Raw genomic sequence first — 15,902 nt, 5'->3', positions numbered from 1 at the left:
CGCTTCGCTCCTGCGTCCCAAACCACATCATATATACCGACCTGATAACAAATTTGGTCCAGTTCGGGTGTGACGCCATCAGAATTCAACTTCGCAAGCGACTATCCAGGTATGCCATCCGAACGATCCACGACCACGCGCCGGAGCGCTGGCATCCGGGACCGCGGTGTGACCGTGCCCGACGACGCTGTCGTCGACCAGCTCGTCAGACCGCTGCGCCGTTACATCCCCGTCGGTTGGTTCGATTGGGAGCCCTACGGGAAACGGCCGAAGTCATGGTGGCCCGACCTGTGGCTGTTCACCTCGTTCCTGGCCATGGCCGCGCTCCTGACCTGGCCCTCGCCGCTGATCCAGTTCGACTGGGCGGTACGCATGTGGGCCATCGACTACCGCATCGAGAGCCTGCGCCCGGTCGCCGAATCCCTCGCCCAGTTCGGCCAGGCCCGCGTCGTCGCCCCTGTGACGCTCGGCTTCGCCGTCTGGTGCTCCCTGCGATCGCGCAGCATCCGGCCGCTGCTGATGTACGTGCTCTCCTTCATCACCCTGGCCGCGATCCTGGGCATGAAGTACGTCCTCGGCCGCCCGCTGTCGCTGCATCCGTTCCAGCTGCGGGACGTCTCCCCCGACGGCGCGCTGCTGTTCACCTACTTCCCCGAGGGCGGGGGCGGCAACATCAACGAGGCCACGGCCTTCCCTTCGGGGCACGCGGTCAACTCGGTGCTGCTGTTCGGCCTGATCGTCATGCTCATCGGCGGCCTCATCCCCAAGACCCTGCGTTGGGGGCTCATATGGGTGCCGCCGATCGCCGTGTTCAGCGCCCAGGTGTTCTACCTGGGGCAGCACTGGTTCTCCGACGAGCCGGCCGGAATCATCCTGGGGCTGTTGATCATCCGCAGCGCCCAACGCGTGGCCTGGCATGAGATACCACTGGGGCCGCTGAAGGTCTTCGAGCCGGCCACGCGCAAGACCATCCTGATCTCGACGCTGCTCATCCTGTGGGTGATGGGCACGCCGCTGCTGCCGCTCAACCTGGCGCTGGTTTCAGCGGTGCTGGTGGTGGCCACCGGCCTGGGATGGCTGCTGCTGAGCCGGCGCGAGGCCAGGCGGCGCGAGGAGGAAGAGGAAGCGGCCGAGATCCCTAGCCAGCAGTCCGATAGCTCCCAGTGAGCTTCACGCCGTCGTCGCCCTCGGTGACCTCGCCGATGGTCCACGCCTCGACGTGGCGGGCGGTCAGGACCGCCAGGGAGCGGTCGACCTGGTCGGGGGCGACGATGGCGACCATGCCGATCCCCATGTTGAAGGTCCGCTCCATCTCCTCGTCACTGATCCCGCCGGTGCGCTGCACGTAGTCGAACACCGGGTTCGGCGTCCAGGTGGACCGGTCGACACGGACTGAGAGGCTCTCGGGGACCGAGCGCACCAGGTTCCCGGCGATGCCGCCGCCGGTGATGTGCGCGAAGGCGTGCACGTCGCACTCCTTCGACAGCTCCAGGCAGAGCTTGGCGTAGATGTGGGTGGGGGTCAGCAGCTCCTCGCCGAGGGTGCGCTGCGTGCCGAACTCGGGCACGACCGTGTCCAGCTCGGTCCCGGCCCCGGACCCGAACAGGGCGTGGCGCACCAGCGAGAAGCCGTTCGAGTGGATCCCGGAGGCGCGCATGGCGATCGCCACGTCGCCGGGCTTGACGCGCTCGGGCCCGAGCACCGCGTCGGCCTCGACCACGCCGACGCCGGTCGCGGAGATGTCGTAGTCGTCGGCCTTCATGACCCCGGGGTGCTCGGCGATCTCGCCGCCGATGAGCGAGCAGCCGGCGTAGCGGCACCCGTCGGCGATGCCGGCGCCGATGTCGGCGATCTTCTCGGGCACCACCTGACCGGTCGCGATGTAGTCCAGCAGGAACAGCGGTTCGGCACCGCAGACCACCAGGTCGTCGACGACCATGGCGACCAGGTCGATGCCGACCGTGTCGTGGATGCCGAGCCGCTGAGCGACGACCAGTTTCGTGCCGACCCCGTCGGTGGAGGAGGCCAGCAGCGGTTTCTTGTACTTCTCGGTGTCGAGGGCGAACAGCCCGGCGAATCCGCCGATGCCGCCGACGACCTCGGGCCGAGTGGTCTTGCGGATCGAGGGTTTGAGTGCCTCGACCGCCTTGTCCCCGGCGGCGATGTCGACGCCGGACGAGGCGTAGGAGACGGTCTGCTGGTGGGTGGTGGTTCCGCTGCTCACGCGTTGGTCCCTTCCCGCACTTGCGTGCTCGCTTCGGTGGGTTGCGCTGCTCGCCGGTTCGGTTCGAGCAGGTGCTTGCCGATCAGGTCGGCCGCGGGCAGTTCGATGGGGTACTGGCCGTCGAAGCAGGCCATGCAGAGCCTGGACGCGGGCTGCTCGGTGGCCCGGACCAGACCTTCCTGGGAGACGTAGCCGAGCGTGTCGGCGCCGATCTGGGAGCGGATGCCGTCCACGTCGAGGCTACCGGCGATCAGCTCGGCGCGGGTGGCGAAGTCGATGCCGTAGAAGCAGGGCCACTTGACCGGCGGGGCCGAGATGCGGATGTGGACCTCGACGGCCCCGGCCTCGCGCAGCATCCGGACCAGCGCCCGCTGCGTGTTGCCGCGCACGATCGTGTCGTCGACGACGACCAATCGCTTGCCCTTGATCTGGTCGACCAGCGGGTTGAGCTTGAGGCGGATGCCGAGCTGCCGCAGCGACTGCGAGGGCTGGATGAAGGTGCGGCCGACGTAGGAGTTCTTGGTGAAGCCCTGCCCGTAGGGGATGCCGGAGGCCTCGGCGTAGCCGATCGCGGCCGGGATGCCCGACTCGGGGACGCCGATGACCAGGTCGGCGTCGACCGGGTGCTCCCCCGCGAGGGTGCGGCCGACCTCGACGCGGGTGGCGTAGACACCGCGCCCGGCCAGCTTCGAGTCGGGGCGGGCCAGGTAGACGTACTCGAACAGGCAGCCCTTCGGCTCGGGCGGGGCGAAGCGGGTCGAGCGCAGCCCGTGCTCGTCGACGGTGATCATCTCGCCGGGCTCGACCTCGCGTACGAAGTGCGCGCCGATGGTGTCGAGCGCGGCCGTCTCGCTGGCCACGGCCCAGCCGCTGGCGAGCCGCCCGAGCACGAGCGGGTGGACGCCCTGCGGGTCGCGCGCGGCGTACAGGGAGTTCTCGTCCATGAACACCAGGCAGAACGCGCCGCGCAGCTTCGGCAGGACCCGCTCCGCGGCGGCGGCCACCGACTCGTCGGGCCGGGCCGCCAGCAGCGCGGTGATCAGGTGCGTGTCGGAGGTGGTGCCGTCCATGTCGACGCCGAGGCGGTCGATCTCTTCGAGCAGGTCGGCGGTGTTCACCAGGTTCCCGTTGTGGGCCAGGGAGATCGCCGTGCCCGCTTCGGTCGAGCGGATGGTCGGCTGGGAGTTCTCCCAGGTGGGGGCCCCGGTGGTGGAGTAGCGGGCGTGGCCGATGGCCAGGTGCCCCTGCAGGGGGGCGAGGGTGGACTCGTCGAAGACCTGGGCGACCAGGCCGAGATCCTTGTAGACGACGGTCCGGGAGCCGTCTGAGGCGGCGATCCCGGCGGCTTCCTGACCGCGGTGCTGCAACGCGTACAGCCCGAAGTAGGTGAGTTTCGAGACCTCTTCCCCGGGAGCCCAAATCCCGACGACGCCGCAGGCATCGCGAGGTCCGGGCTGGTCGGGATCGAGTTCCGTGGTGAGTAGGCCGTCACCTCGGGCCACTGCAACTCCTCGGTCGCTGAAAAAGTTCACGGCTCGCAGCCCCCTCGCCGGCACTTGCGCGGCGTGAGATCGGCAGGCGATGCCGAAATCGGCAAGAGAGATGCCTCGTCACAGTTTATCCGAACCGACGGGAAACTCCACCCTCACGATCGGGCGGTTGTGCGTCCCCGCTCACCACGAGCGCGGACGGTCGTCCCATTCGCCCCAGCCGCGTCGCTCCTCGTCGGGGCGGTACGACTGGTCGGGACCGGTTCCCTGGTCGGCGGCGTCGTCGCGGCCGGGCCACTGGTTATGGTCGGGCCCGTCGGGGGCGTACGGCGAGGGCTGCCGGTCGGCACCGAATCCGGGGCCGGACTGCGGGACCGCCTGGGTCGGGGCCGGGGTGTACGGGCCGGTCGGCGGGGCGCTGGGCTCCGGCGGCGGCGCGTACGGGTCGCGGCTGCCGGGGGCGCCGAACGAGCCGGTGCCCGGCTGCGGGGGCCGCTGCGGCGAAGGCTGCGGGGGCATCGGCGGCTGGGAGGGCTGCTGCTGCGGCGCGTACGGGTCGCGCGAGCCCGGCGGCGGGGCGCTGGGCTGCGAGGGCGGCTCGAACATCGACGGGCGCGGCGCCGAGCCGGGTGACGGGCTCGGCGAGGGCCGCGGTCCGGTGCTGGGCGGCGGCGTCGGGGACGGTGTCGGCGACGGGTGGGGCCGGGTGGCCGCGGGGTCGCCGAAGGCGCTCGGCGGGGCCGAGGCGGGCGGCGGGGAGCCGAGGTTGGCCTGCGGCATCACCTGGGTGGCGTCGGCTCCGCCGGGGCCGCTGGGAGCGCCGGGGGCTCCGGGGCCGCCGGTGTTCTTGACCGTGGGCAGGAGCTGGGTGCCGTCGGGGCCGACGGCGGGCGGCGCGGCCGGGGGCGGCGGGGGCTGCTGGGCGCCCGCCTGCGGCATGACCTGGGTGGAGTCGCTGCCGGCGCCGGCGCCGTAGGCGGGGCCGAACGCGGTCGGGGCGCCGTAGGCGCCGACCTCGTTGTCGGAGACCAGCGGACCGTTGTGGACCATGGTGGGCGCGTCGCCGGCGGGGCTGGGCCCGGCCTGGTAGACGCCGGGGCTGCCGACCTGCGCCGCGGTGGGGGAATGCTCGGGCGGGGCGTCGGTGGGGAAGCCCTCGCCGTCGTCGTCGTCCTTGTCGTCCTTGCCGCCGCGCAGCAGGAGCACGATGCCGATGATGCCGCCGATGACCAGCAGCGCGCCGACGATGATCAGGACCAGCAGGGTGCCGGAGATGCCGCCCTCGTCTTCGGCGGCGGCCGGAGTCGCTTCCTCGGTCGCGGCCTCCGTGGTCTCCTCGACCGCGGTGGTCTCCTCCACCGGTTCGTCTTCCTCGACCTCGGTGAGGGTCAGATTGCGGTTGTTCGTGCCGCCCGCGGGGACCTCGAATTCGACGCTCTCGTCCTCGTATCCGTCCTTGGAGATGGTGAGGGTCATCTCCCCGGGCGCGATGGTCTCGCCCCCGGCGGGAAAGGAGAACTCGCCGCCGTCGTTGGTGCTGGTCTCGTGGTCGGTGCCGTCGCCGTCGTTGAGGACGACCTTGGCGTCGGGGACCGGATCGGCGTTGGAGGTGACCTTGCCGGTGATCGAGGAGACCCCGGCCTGGGCGTGCCCGGCGACCTTGACGTCGGTCTCCTCCTTGCCCTTGGCGTCGCCTCCGTATTGGAGCTTGAGCTTCCCGGTCTTGGTCTCGCCTTCGGGCAGATCCGACTCGACCGCGGGGGCGAGCGTGAACTGAATCGTGCGTTGCCCTTCCTGCGCGGTGATGTTGGAGCACGTGACCTGATTCGGGCTGTTCTTGGTGCACTGCCCGCCGTCGGTGTCGACTCCGACGTAGCCGTCCAAGCCCTCGAGAGACGCGGTGATGGTGGCCTGCCTGGGGCCATCCCCCACCTGGAAGTTGGGCTGGACCGTGATGGTGACCATGGCCGCGGAGCCACCGATGTCGATGAAGGGATTCTGGCCGCTGGACATCCAGGCGAGCACCTTGCCGTCCTGGGCCTGGGCGGCTGCCGGGAGGGTGAAGGCGCCGAGCGCGACGCCGACGAGCGCGGCGAGGAGTGCCAGGCGCGTGCGCAGGCGACCCCTTAGTCCGTGCCGGGACCTGGAGACGCTAGTCTGGGTCCGGCTCGGATCGGCTCCGGTGGTCATGTACATCCCCTCCTGGGCATGCCCTTCTTGAGCACGACGGATCGCTGACGCGGTTCGTCGTCGCCACTATGCCTTGTCTCGTTTCGGTTACAGGACGCGGGTTGAGCACGGCGGCGCCCTTCGGGCGAGCGGCGCCGTCCTGCGCAGTCTAACCTGGCGGAAGGGAACTCCATGGACGCTGTGGCCGACGCCATTTCGGCTCTGGACAACGGTGAACAGCCCGATCGGGAGACCCTGAAATCGGCGGTGCGAGAACTTCTCAAGGTGCTCGCCGAGAAAGCCCCTGGTCACTCGGTGGAGGTGCGGGTGCCCCCGTTCGGGGCGGTCCAGTGCGTCGAGGGTCCGAGGCACCGCCGCGGGACTCCGCCGAACGTCGTCGAATGTCAACCGGTCGTGTTCATCGAACTGGCCTGCGGAAGGACCGGCTTCGCCGAGGCGGTCGCGGCCGGGAAGGTCACGGCCTCCGGGCAGCGGGCCGATCTGAGCGACCACCTGCCGGTCGTCGAAGACCTCTCTTTACCCTTCGTCGGACGTCGCGCTCATCGCCGACGTCGGTGATACGGGCACCGACCTGGCAATCAGCGGCGTCAGAGCGCATCCGCGGCTTTGGCGAGCAGGCGGCGCAGTGTCTCGCGCTCGTCGGGCGTGAACGCCTCGGACAAGCGGCGTTCCACGGCCACCGCCCGCCGGTCCGCTTCTGCGAGGACCGTCCGCCCTTGGTCGGTCAATGTGGTCTCGGTGGCGTGGCGCAGCCACGGGTGCGGTGCGCGCTCGACCAGTCCGCGTTCGGTCAACGTCTTCAGCACCGAATTGATCGCCTGCGGGGTGACCAGGCAGGCGCGGGCGAGTCCCGCGGCGGAGATTCCGGGCGTCCGGTCGATCGCGAGCAGCGCGGCGTATGCGGCGACGCTCAAGCCGAGCTCGCGCAGCGCGTTGGACTTGGCCGACATGAGACGCTGCTCGGCTCGCTTGATGTCGAGGCCGAGCCGCTGATCGACGGGCATGCTCACGAGACGACCATACAGCTCCGCTCAATTATACAAGTCTTTATTGTTATAAGGACTTTGATAACATGGCGCATATGAGCGATTTTCTCCTTCCCATGCGGGGCAGCCATGTCCTCATCACAGGCGCTACCCGCGGTCTCGGGCTCCGGCTGGCCGAACACCTCGCTGCCGCCGGAGCCGTCCTCCTCCTGCACGGGCGCGACGCCGAACTGCTCGACGCCGTCGCCCGCCGGCTCGAAGGAGAGCACCCGGGAGTCGAGATCCACCGCTACCTGGCCGACCTCAGCGACCTCGGCCAGGTGCGGACGATGGCGGACGCGATCGCGGAGCACGAGCCCCGACTCGACGTCCTGGTCAACAACGCCGTCGTCGGCGGCGGCTCGGACACCTCGCGCAGGGAGCTCAGCGCGCAGGGCCACGAGCTGCGATTCGCCGTCAATCACCTGGCGCCGCTGCTGCTGGCGCGATCGCTCGCCGGCCTGCTGGCGGACAGCGCGCCCTCCCGAGTGGTGAACGTGGCCTCCATCGGCCAAGCCCCTATCGACTTCACCGATCCGATGCTGCAACGCGAATACGAAGGCGTGCGCGCCTACTGCCAGAGCAAACTCTCCATGATCATGTCCACCATGGACTTGTCTAAGGAACTCGCGCCGCTGGGGATCACCGTGAACGCCGTGCATCCCGCCCATCTGATGGACACCGCGATCGTGCAGGAAAGCGGCTTCACCCCCTTGACCGACACCGACGAAGGCGCCCGACCGACGCTCCGGCTGATCGGCGACCCCGAGCTGAAAGAGGTGACCGGACAGTACTTCGACCGGTTCCGACCGGCTCGCGCCCACGAGCAGGCTTATGACCCGCGGGCCCGAGCACAGCTCGAGACCCTCTCGGCGGACCTGATCGCTCCTTACATGCCTCGGGCCGCCTGAGCCCGGGGGTACGGCAGAGCCCGCCCCGGCTATCGCCGGGGCGGGCTCTGCCGTCGCTGATTCCTATGCGCCCACCGCGGCCCCGATGCCGCCCTTCCAGGCCGCCTCGAGTTCGACGCGCGGGATGTCGAAGTGGTCGCGCAGGTGCAGGCCGTCGGTCGAGGCGTCGGTCACGCCCAGCGGCGTGATCGGCAGACCGCGCTGCTCGCACGCGCCGCGCACGGCCAGCTCCTGGCCGCGCGGGATCACCACGAGCACGCGCCCGGTCGACTCGCTGAACAGGTACGTGAACGGGTCGGCGCCCTCCGGCAGCAGGATCTGCGCGCCCAGCCCCGAATGCATGATGCCCTCGACCAGCGCCTGCGCCAGCCCGCCCTCGGACAGGTCGTGCGCGGCGGCCAGCTGCTCGTGCTCGGCCAGGCGGCCGAGCAGTTCGGCCAGCTTCATCTCGTGGCCCAGGTCGACCTTCGGGGGGACGCCGCCGAGGTGGCGGTGCGTCACCCACGCCCACTCCGAGCCCGAGAGCTCCTCGCGGGTCTCCCCGATGAGCGCGATCGTGTCGCCGGTGCTCCCCAGCCCCAGCGGCACCCGCCGGTTCACGTCCTCGATCACACCCAGGACCCCGATGACCGGGGTCGGGTGGATCGCCTCGCGGCCGGTCTGGTTGTAGAAGGACACGTTCCCGCCCGTCACCGGGATGCCCAACTGCTGGCAGCCGTCGGCGATGCCGGTCACGGCCCGCTCGAACTGCCACATCACGTTCGGGTCCTCGGGGGAGCCGAAGTTGAGGCAGTCGGTGACGGCGATCGGCGTCGCGCCGGTCGTCGCCACGTTCCGGTAAGCCTCGGCCAGCGAGAGCTGCGCGCCGGTGTACGGGTCGAGCCGCGCGAAGCGGCCGTTGCCGTCCAGGGAGATCGCGATGCCCACGCCGGTGCGCTCGTCGAGCCGCACGACCCCCGCGTCGTGCGGGGCGCCGAGGACGGTGTTGCCGAACACCGAGGAGTCATACTGCTCGGTGACCCAGGTCTTGTCGCACAGGTTCGGGCTGGCGGCCATGTCCAGGACGGTCTGGCGGATCTCGGCGTCGGTCGAGGGCCGCGACAGGGTCTCGGCCCGGTCGACCGCGATCAGCGCCAGGTCGTTCGGTTCTGCGATCGGGCGCTCGTAGACCGGGCCCTCGTCGGCCAGGCTCGCCGGCGGGACGTCGACCACGGACTGCCCGTGGTAGTCGACCACCAGGCGGCCGGTGTCGGTGACGGTGCCGATGGCCGTGGCCAGCAGGCCCCAGCGGTGGGCGCGGGCCAGCACGTTCTCCACGTTCGCCGGGTCGACGATCAGGAGCATCCGCTCCTGCGACTCCGAGGCGAGGATGTCGTGCGGCTCCATGCCCGCCGCGCGCAGCGGCACCAGTTCGAGGTCGACGTGCATGCCGCCGTCGCCGGCGGCCGCGGTCTCCGAGAGCGCGCAGGTGAGCCCGGCGCCGCCGAGGTCCTGGACGCCGACGACGAGCCCGGAGTCGAACAGCTCCAGGCAGCATTCGATGAGCAGCTTCTCCTCGAACGGGTCGCCGACCTGGACGCTGGGTCGCGAGTCCTCGTCGCCGTCCTCGGAGAAGGTGGCACTGGCCAGCACCGAGACGCCGCCGATGCCGTCGCGGCCGGTCTTGGCGCCCAGCAGGATCACCACGTTGCCGACGCCGGACGCCTCCATCGACTGGAGGCGCGAGCGCGGCATCACGCCGACGCTGAGCGCGTTGACCAGCGGGTTGCCCTGGTAGCAGGGGTCGAAGACGGTCTCGCCGCCGATGTTGGGCAGTCCCACGCAGTTGCCGTAGTGGCCGACGCCGTCGACCACGCCAGGCAGGACCCGGGCGGTGTCGGGATGGTCGATGTCGCCGAAGCGCAGGGAGTCCATGACCGCGATCGGGCGGGCGCCCATGGCGATGATGTCGCGGATGATGCCGCCGACGCCGGTGGCCGCGCCCTGCTTGGGCTCGACATAGGACGGGTGGTTGTGCGATTCGACCTTGAAAGTGACCGCGATGTTCTCGTCGATGGCGATCACGCCGGCGTTCTCGCCGATCCCGGCCAGCAGGCGCGGGGTCTTCGGGTTCTTCTGGGAGAACTGCCGCAGGTGGACCCGGCTGGACTTGTACGAGCAGTGCTCGGACCACATGATCGAGTACATGGCCAGTTCGGACTGGGTGGGCCGGCGGCCCAGCAGTTCGCGGATGCGGTCGTACTCGTCCTCCTTGAGGCCCAGTTCGGCCCAAGGCTGCTTCTCGTCGGGCGTGGCCTCGGCCACGCCGACGGTGTCGACGACGACGTTGAGCTGTGCGGTCATCGCGCGGCTCCCTGTCTCAGATAGGAGAGAACCGAGGCGACCACGCCGAGCCCGTCGGTGGACGGGCCGGTGAGCGCCTCGACGGCGTGCTCGGGGTGGGGCATGAGGCCGACGACGTTGCCGGCCTCGTTGGAGACGCCGGCGATGTCGCGCATCGCGCCGTTGGGGTTGTCGAGGTAGCGGAAGACGACCTGGCCGCCGGCCTCGATGCGGTCGAGTGTGGCCTCGTCGGCGACGAAGCGGCCCTCGCCGTGCTTGGCGGGGAAGACCACTTCGGCGCCGGCGCCGTAGGCGGCGGTCCAGGCGGTCTTGTCGGTCTCCACGCGCAGGCGGGCCGGGCGGTTGCGGTAGCGCAGGTGGGCGTTGCGGACCAGCGCCCCCGGCAGCAGGTGCGACTCGCACAGGACCTGGAAGCCGTTGCAGACGCCGATGACCGGCATGCCGCGGTCGGCGGCCTCGCGGACCAGGCCCATGACCTCGCTGAAACGTGCGATGGCGCCGCAGCGCAGGTAGTCGCCGTAGGAGAAGCCGCCGGGCAGGAACACGGCGTCGACGCTGCGGAGCATCGCGTCGTCGTGCCACAGCGGCACCGGCTCTGCGCCGCCGAGCCGGACGGCGCGGGCGGCGTCGCGGTCGTCGAGCGAGCCGGGGAAGGTGACGATGCCGATGCGGGCGCGGTCGGACGGCGGGCCCGCCTGCGCGGGCGGCGTCGGCGGGTGGCTCATGCGGCGTCCTCGCCGGGCACCGAGATCTCGAAGTTCTCGATCACGGGGTTGGCCAGGAGCTTGTCGGCGATGATCTGCGCCTGTTCTCGGACGTTCCGGGCGGCGCCGTCGGTGCGCTCGGTCTCGGCTCCTGCGTCGTCACTGCTCGCAGATTCGACTCCTTCGTCGTCACCATGCTCAGATTCGACTCCTTCGTCGTCGAATTCGAGCTCGACTCGCTTGCCGATCCGCACCGACTTCACGTTGTTGACGCCGAGGCGCGGCAGCGCCCCGAGCACGGCCTCGCCCTGCGGGTCGAGGATCTCGGACTTCAGCATCACGTCGACCACTACACGGGCCACGGTCGCACTCCTGTCGGTCACTTGGACGGGACAACTTCCAGCATATTGAGCGGGTCTGACCAGGGCCAGCACGACGGACAGCGCGTCGGGAGCCGCGTCACAGCCGATCAGAGGATGTCGGCGGGCCCGTAGGCGGCCGCCTCAGGGTGGGCTTTCGCCGCGGCGGCCACCCGCTCGGCGACCCGGTCGACCTGATCTCCAGCGGCCCCAACGAATTCACTCGTATCGGCTACCAGGGACGACAGCTCCTCACAGTCGAGCGGCAGCCGGTCGTCGGCGGCCAGGCGCGCGAACAGGTCGTTCTCCCGCTGCCCGGATTCGCGCATGGCGCGGGCGACGGCGACGGCGTGCTCCTTGATCGCCTCGTGCGCGTCCTCGCGCCCGGCGCCCCGGCGCACCGCCTCCATGAGGATCTTCGTCGAGGTCAGGAACGGCAGGTACCGGTCGAGCTCGGCCGCGACGACCGCCGGGTAGGCCCCGAAATTGTCGAGGATGGTGAGAAACGTCTCATAGAGGCCGTCGACGGCGAAGAACAGGTCGGGCAGGGCCACCCGGCGCACCACGGAACAGGACACATCGCCCTCGTTCCACTGGTCCCCGGCCAGCTCGCCGAGCATCGCCGCGTAGCCGCGGGCGACCACGGCCAGGCCGCCCACGCGCTCGGACGAGCGCGTGTTCATCTTGTGCGGCATCGCCGAGGAACCGACCTGGCCCTCGACGAAGCCCTCGGTGGCCAGTTCCGCCCCGGCCATGAGGCGGATCGTGACCGCCGCGCTCGACGGGGCGGCCACCGCCTGCACGAGCGCGGAGCCGACCTCGTAGTCCAGCGAGCGCGGGTAGACCTGACCGACCGAGTCCATGACCCGCTCGAACCCCAGGTGGGAGGCGACGCGGCGCTCCAGCTCGGCGAGCTTCGCGGTGTCGCCGCCGAAGAGGTCGAGCATGTCCTGGGCGGTGCCGACCGGGCCCTTGACGCCGCGCAGCGGGTAGCGGGCCAGCAGGTCCTCGATCCGCTCGTAGGCGGCCAGGAGCTCCTCGGCCCAGTACGCGAAGCGCTTGCCCAGGGTGGTGGCCTGGGCGGGCACGTTGTGGCTGCGTCCGGCCATGACCAGGTCCCGGTACTGCTCGGCGCGGGCGGCCAGGCGCACCAGGACGGCCACGGTCCGGTCGCGGACCAGCTCCAGGGACTGCCGCACCTGCATCTGCTCGACGTTCTCGGTCAGGTCCCGGCTGGTCATGCCCTTGTGCACGTGCTGGTGCCCGGCCAGGTCGGAGAACTCCTCGATGCGGGCCTTGACGTCGTGCTTGGTGACGCGCTCGCGGGCGGCTATCGAGTCGAGATCGACCGTGTCGAGGACCCGTTCGTAGTCGGCGATGACGCCGTCGGGGACGGTCACGCCCAGCTCGTGCTGGGCCCGGAGCACGGCCAGCCACAGGCGCCGCTCGGCCTTGACCTTGCCGACGGGGTCCCAGATGTCGCGCATTTGACCGGAGGCGTACCGCTCGGCGAGCACATTCGGAGTCACGCGCCCATGATCGCACTCGGTTCCCACGGTGTGACATGTGCGTCGGCGCGCCTGTTAACCGGCCCGTGTGCAGGCCGTAAACTGGCGGTGTGCGAGTACTCCTGATCGGTTCCGGCGGCCGCGAGCACGCCCTGGCGGCGGCGCTGGCCGCCGACGAATCCGTCGACGCGCTCATCTGCGCGCCCGGTAGCCCGGGCATGGCCGCTCTAGGCGAGTGCGCCCAGGTCAACCAGAACGACCCGGCCGCGGTCGCGTCGCTGGCGGTGACCGGAGCGGCCGACCTGGTCGTGATCGGGCCCGAGGCGCCGCTCGTGGCGGGCGTGGCCGACGCGGTCCGCGCCAAGGGCATCCCGGTCTACGGGCCGAGCCGCGAGGCGGCCCGCATCGAAGGCTCGAAGGCGTTCGCCAAGGAGGTCATGGCCGCCGCGGGCGTGCCGACCGCCGCCGCGCGCGCGTGCCGCACCCGCGAGGAGGCCGAGGCCGCGCTCGACGAGTTCGGCGCGCCCTACGTGGTCAAGGACGACGGCCTGGCCGCGGGCAAGGGCGTGGTGGTGACCGAGGACCGCGAGGCGGCCCTGGCGCACGCGCTGGACTGCGACCGCGTCGTGATCGAGGAGTACCTGGACGGCCCCGAGGTGTCGCTGTTCGTGGTCTCGGACGGCAAGAGCGCGCGGGCGATGCTGCCGGCGCAGGACTACAAGCGGGTCGGCGAGGACGGGACCGGTCCGAACACCGGCGGCATGGGCGCGTACACGCCGCTGCCGTGGGCGCCGGACGACCTGGTCGAGGAGATCATGGGCAAGGTCGCCGAGCCGACCCTGGCCGAGATGGCCTCCCGGGGCATCCCGTTCGTCGGCACCCTCTACTGCGGCCTGGCTCTGACGGCCAAGGGCCTCAAGGTCGTGGAGTTCAACGCGCGCTTCGGAGACCCGGAGATCCAGCCGATCCTGGCGCTGCTGGAGACGCCGCTGGGCGAGCTGCTGCACGCCGCGGCCACCGGCAGGCTGGCCGACTTCGGGCCGCTGTGGTGGCGCGAGGGCGCGGCCGTCTGCGTGGTGATCGCCAACGAGGGCTACCCGATCGAGCCGGTCAAGGGCCGCCCGGTCTACGGGGCCGACGAGGTGGGCGTCCTGCACGCCGGGACCGCCATCGACGCCTCCGGGCAGTTGGTCGCCACCGGCGGGAGGGTGCTCAACTGCGTGGGCACCGGCGATTCGGTGGCGCAGGCCCGCACCGAGGCCTACGCCCGGGCCGAGGGCGTCAAGCTCGAAGGCTCCCACTACCGCCGCGACATCGCCGCCGGCATCTGAACCCGACCGGCTAGTCGCGGGTGATCGGGCACGACATGCATCTCGGTCCGCCGCGGCCGCTGCCGAGTTCGGAGCCGGGGATGGTCATGGTCTTGATGCCGGCGCGCTCCAGGCGGGCGTTGGTGACCGTGTTGCGCTCGTAGGCCACCGCCATGCCCGGGGCCAGGGCGAGGGTGTTGTTGCCGTCGTCCCACTGCTCGCGCTCGGCGGTCACCACGTCCCGCTCCCCGGTGTGGATGATCTCGAGGCGCTCGACCCCGATCGCCTCGGCCGCGGCGTCGATGAACAGTCGCGGCCCGCCGATGTCGAGGCCGCCGGAGTCGCCGGGCGTGATCGTGTACGCCTCCAGGCGGCGCTCGGCCGGCGCATACATCACCATGCGGTCGGCGTCGACCATGGTGCACACGGTGTCCAGGTGCATCGTGGCGCGGCGCTGGGCGATCGGGACGGCCAGGACGGTGCGGATCGTGCCGCGTTCGAACACCCGGCGGGCCAGCCGCTCGACCCCGGCCGGGGTGGTGCGCTCGCCGACGCCGACGGCCAGCACGCCCGGGGCCAGGGCGAGGACGTCGCCGCCTTCGAGGTGTTCGAGGCTCGGGTCGTAGATCTTGGGGATGTCGGTGAAGCGCTGGTGGTGGCGGTAGATGACCCCGGTCAGGGTGGTCTCGCGGCGGCGGGCCGGCATCGCCAGGCTGGTGACGGCCACCGCGTCGCCGATCCACACCGCGGAGTCGCGCGTGAACATCATGTTCGGCAGCGGGTCGATGACGAAGTCGGTGCCGCGCATCAGGCGGTGGCGCAGGCTGCCGCCCCTCGGCGAAGCTTGCGAGCCGTAAATTGGCACGGTGCCGAACTCGTCCTTGGTGAGGCCCTCGATGAGGACGGCGGCCAGGCGCTCGGGGTCGAGGTCGGACAGGTAGGCGCGCAGCTCGCGGCCGAGGGTCTCACCGAGGTTGCGGTCGGCGGCGACCGAGGCGACCACCTCCTCGCGGGCCTCGGGCAGGTACAGGCACTCGGTGAGGAGCGCGCCGATGTAGAGGACCTCTACGCCGTGGTCGAGCAGGGTGCGGGCGAACCGGTCGTGTTCGGCCTGGGCCCGCTCGACCCAGGGGACGCCGTCGAACAGGAGTGCGCCGTTGTTGCGGGGGGTCAGGCGGCGCAGCTCGCCGCCGGGGCGGTGGAGGATGACCCGGCGCAGTCGACCGGTCTCCGAGTCGACCCGGTATGACGAATGCTCACTCGAACTCATGATCCAGACAATAGAGGCACGGGGACCGAAGATCAACTTTTCTCTGTTAACGTGGATCGACTGAGCGTGATGACTGACCCCCGGGATAACCGTTGACGAACATGGACTTGGTGATCCCGCTCCGAGCGCCGTACCCCGGCGACAACGGGCGGCACCTCCATCCGGGCCTGGTGCCCTGGCGCGCCGCCGTGTGCGCCAGCAGTGATCCGTGCCTGCTGCTGGACGGCGGGACGCGGATCGTGGCGGTCTCGGCGGCCGCGAGCCATCTGCTGCACCTTGAGTCTGATGTGGATTCTATCAGGCCCGGATTCCTCGAATCAGGACTGATCTTTCTGGACTTCACCGCGGCGGCGAATCCGCTCATCGACTCGGAGCTGGGGAGGCTCGCTCCGGTGCAGGCGTTGCAGACCGACGTCCTGGAGCGCGGCCTGATCCGCCTGGACCAGGGCCGGGTCCACCGGACCTTCGACGTGGCCGCCTCGCCCCTGCACTCCCCGCCGCAGCTCGACGCGATCGGGGCCCTGGTCTTCCTGACCCCGGTCGGCCCGCACTGAGCCGGCCTCGGGAC

At 70.7% G+C, this 15,902-nt stretch carries 13 protein-coding genes and 2 pseudogenes; 5 read left to right on the top strand and 10 right to left on the bottom strand.

Going from position 1 to position 15,902, the window contains the following annotated elements; all coding sequences use genetic code 11:
- Positions 1 to 111 precede the first annotated feature (111 nt).
- Positions 112 to 1,167, top strand: a complete 1,056-nt coding sequence (locus JFB92_RS06975; protein ID WP_199036365.1) for a phosphatase PAP2 family protein — start codon at positions 112 to 114, stop codon at positions 1,165 to 1,167.
- On the opposite strand, the gene purM is transcribed toward JFB92_RS06975, so the two are convergent.
- The 3 genes from purM to JFB92_RS06960 form a co-directional block, all read right to left on the bottom strand.
- Complete coding sequence (gene purM, locus JFB92_RS06970) at positions 1,139 to 2,224, bottom strand: phosphoribosylformylglycinamidine cyclo-ligase (protein ID WP_199036363.1); 1,086 nt, start codon at positions 2,222 to 2,224, stop codon at positions 1,139 to 1,141. The two genes, JFB92_RS06975 and purM, sit on opposite strands and share 29 nt — an antisense overlap.
- Positions 2,221 to 3,726 carry an amidophosphoribosyltransferase gene (gene purF / locus JFB92_RS06965; RefSeq protein WP_199036361.1) on the bottom strand — a complete coding sequence of 502 codons (1,506 nt, stop codon included), beginning with the start codon at positions 3,724 to 3,726 and terminating at the stop codon, positions 2,221 to 2,223. The genes purM and purF overlap by 4 nt, the downstream gene beginning before the upstream one ends.
- A gap of 171 nt (positions 3,727 to 3,897) precedes the next feature.
- A complete protein-coding gene (locus JFB92_RS06960; RefSeq protein ID WP_199036359.1) occupies positions 3,898 to 5,904 on the bottom strand; it encodes a carboxypeptidase-like regulatory domain-containing protein in 2,007 nt (668 codons plus the stop codon).
- A 171-nt stretch (positions 5,905 to 6,075) separates the two neighbouring features.
- Between JFB92_RS06960 and JFB92_RS06955 the strand changes: the two genes are divergently transcribed.
- Positions 6,076 to 6,462 carry a sterol carrier family protein gene (locus JFB92_RS06955; RefSeq protein ID WP_199036351.1) on the top strand — a complete coding sequence of 129 codons (387 nt, stop codon included), beginning with the start codon at positions 6,076 to 6,078 and terminating at the stop codon, positions 6,460 to 6,462.
- 29 nt (positions 6,463 to 6,491) lie between these two features.
- Here the strand turns inward: JFB92_RS06955 and JFB92_RS06950 are convergent, their stop codons facing one another.
- On the bottom strand, positions 6,492 to 6,908 hold the full coding sequence (locus JFB92_RS06950; RefSeq protein WP_233162554.1) for a MarR family winged helix-turn-helix transcriptional regulator: 417 nt from the start codon (positions 6,906 to 6,908) through the stop codon (positions 6,492 to 6,494).
- A 77-nt stretch (positions 6,909 to 6,985) separates the two neighbouring features.
- On the opposite strand from JFB92_RS06950, the gene JFB92_RS06945 reads away from it, so the two are divergent.
- A complete protein-coding gene (locus JFB92_RS06945; protein ID WP_199036347.1) occupies positions 6,986 to 7,840 on the top strand; it encodes an SDR family NAD(P)-dependent oxidoreductase in 855 nt (284 codons plus the stop codon).
- A gap of 63 nt (positions 7,841 to 7,903) precedes the next feature.
- Here the strand turns inward: JFB92_RS06945 and purL are convergent, their stop codons facing one another.
- The 5 genes and pseudogenes from purL to purB form a co-directional block, all read right to left on the bottom strand.
- On the bottom strand, positions 7,904 to 10,183 hold the full coding sequence (gene purL / locus JFB92_RS06940; protein WP_199036345.1) for a phosphoribosylformylglycinamidine synthase subunit PurL: 2,280 nt from the start codon (positions 10,181 to 10,183) through the stop codon (positions 7,904 to 7,906).
- Positions 10,180 to 10,908: a phosphoribosylformylglycinamidine synthase subunit PurQ gene (gene purQ, locus JFB92_RS06935; protein ID WP_199036343.1), complete on the bottom strand. Its 729-nt coding sequence runs from the start codon at positions 10,906 to 10,908 to the stop codon at positions 10,180 to 10,182. The genes purL and purQ overlap by 4 nt, the downstream gene beginning before the upstream one ends.
- Positions 10,905 to 10,997, bottom strand: a pseudogene (locus JFB92_RS27220) (phosphoribosylformylglycinamidine synthase subunit PurS); the annotation flags it as partial. The gene purQ and the pseudogene JFB92_RS27220, both read right to left, overlap by 4 nt.
- A 102-nt stretch (positions 10,998 to 11,099) precedes the next feature.
- Positions 11,100 to 11,249, bottom strand: a pseudogene (gene purS, locus JFB92_RS27215) (phosphoribosylformylglycinamidine synthase subunit PurS); the annotation flags it as partial.
- A gap of 107 nt (positions 11,250 to 11,356) precedes the next feature.
- Positions 11,357 to 12,775, bottom strand: a complete 1,419-nt coding sequence (purB, locus tag JFB92_RS06925) for an adenylosuccinate lyase (RefSeq protein WP_307789043.1) — start codon at positions 12,773 to 12,775, stop codon at positions 11,357 to 11,359.
- 89 nt (positions 12,776 to 12,864) lie between these two features.
- Between purB and purD the strand changes: the two genes are divergently transcribed.
- Positions 12,865 to 14,085 (top strand): phosphoribosylamine--glycine ligase, encoded by a 1,221-nt coding sequence (gene purD, locus JFB92_RS06920; RefSeq protein ID WP_199036339.1) that lies wholly within the window; start codon positions 12,865 to 12,867, stop codon positions 14,083 to 14,085.
- A gap of 10 nt (positions 14,086 to 14,095) precedes the next feature.
- Here purD and JFB92_RS06915 read toward each other — a convergent pair whose 3' ends face one another.
- On the bottom strand, positions 14,096 to 15,334 hold the full coding sequence (locus tag JFB92_RS06915; protein WP_199036337.1) for an arginine deiminase: 1,239 nt from the start codon (positions 15,332 to 15,334) through the stop codon (positions 14,096 to 14,098).
- Between the two features lie 110 nt (positions 15,335 to 15,444).
- Between JFB92_RS06915 and JFB92_RS06910 the strand changes: the two genes are divergently transcribed.
- Complete coding sequence (locus JFB92_RS06910) at positions 15,445 to 15,888, top strand: hypothetical protein (RefSeq protein WP_199036335.1); 444 nt, start codon at positions 15,445 to 15,447, stop codon at positions 15,886 to 15,888.
- Positions 15,889 to 15,902: the final 14 nt, after the last annotated feature.

Origin of the sequence: Glycomyces salinus, from assembly GCF_016428645.1 — a bacterium.
Lineage (GTDB): Bacteria > Actinomycetota > Actinomycetes > Mycobacteriales > Micromonosporaceae > Glycomyces > Glycomyces salinus.
Note: the sequence above shows the minus strand (reverse complement) of the source record. Positions and strands in the feature narration are given on the sequence as shown.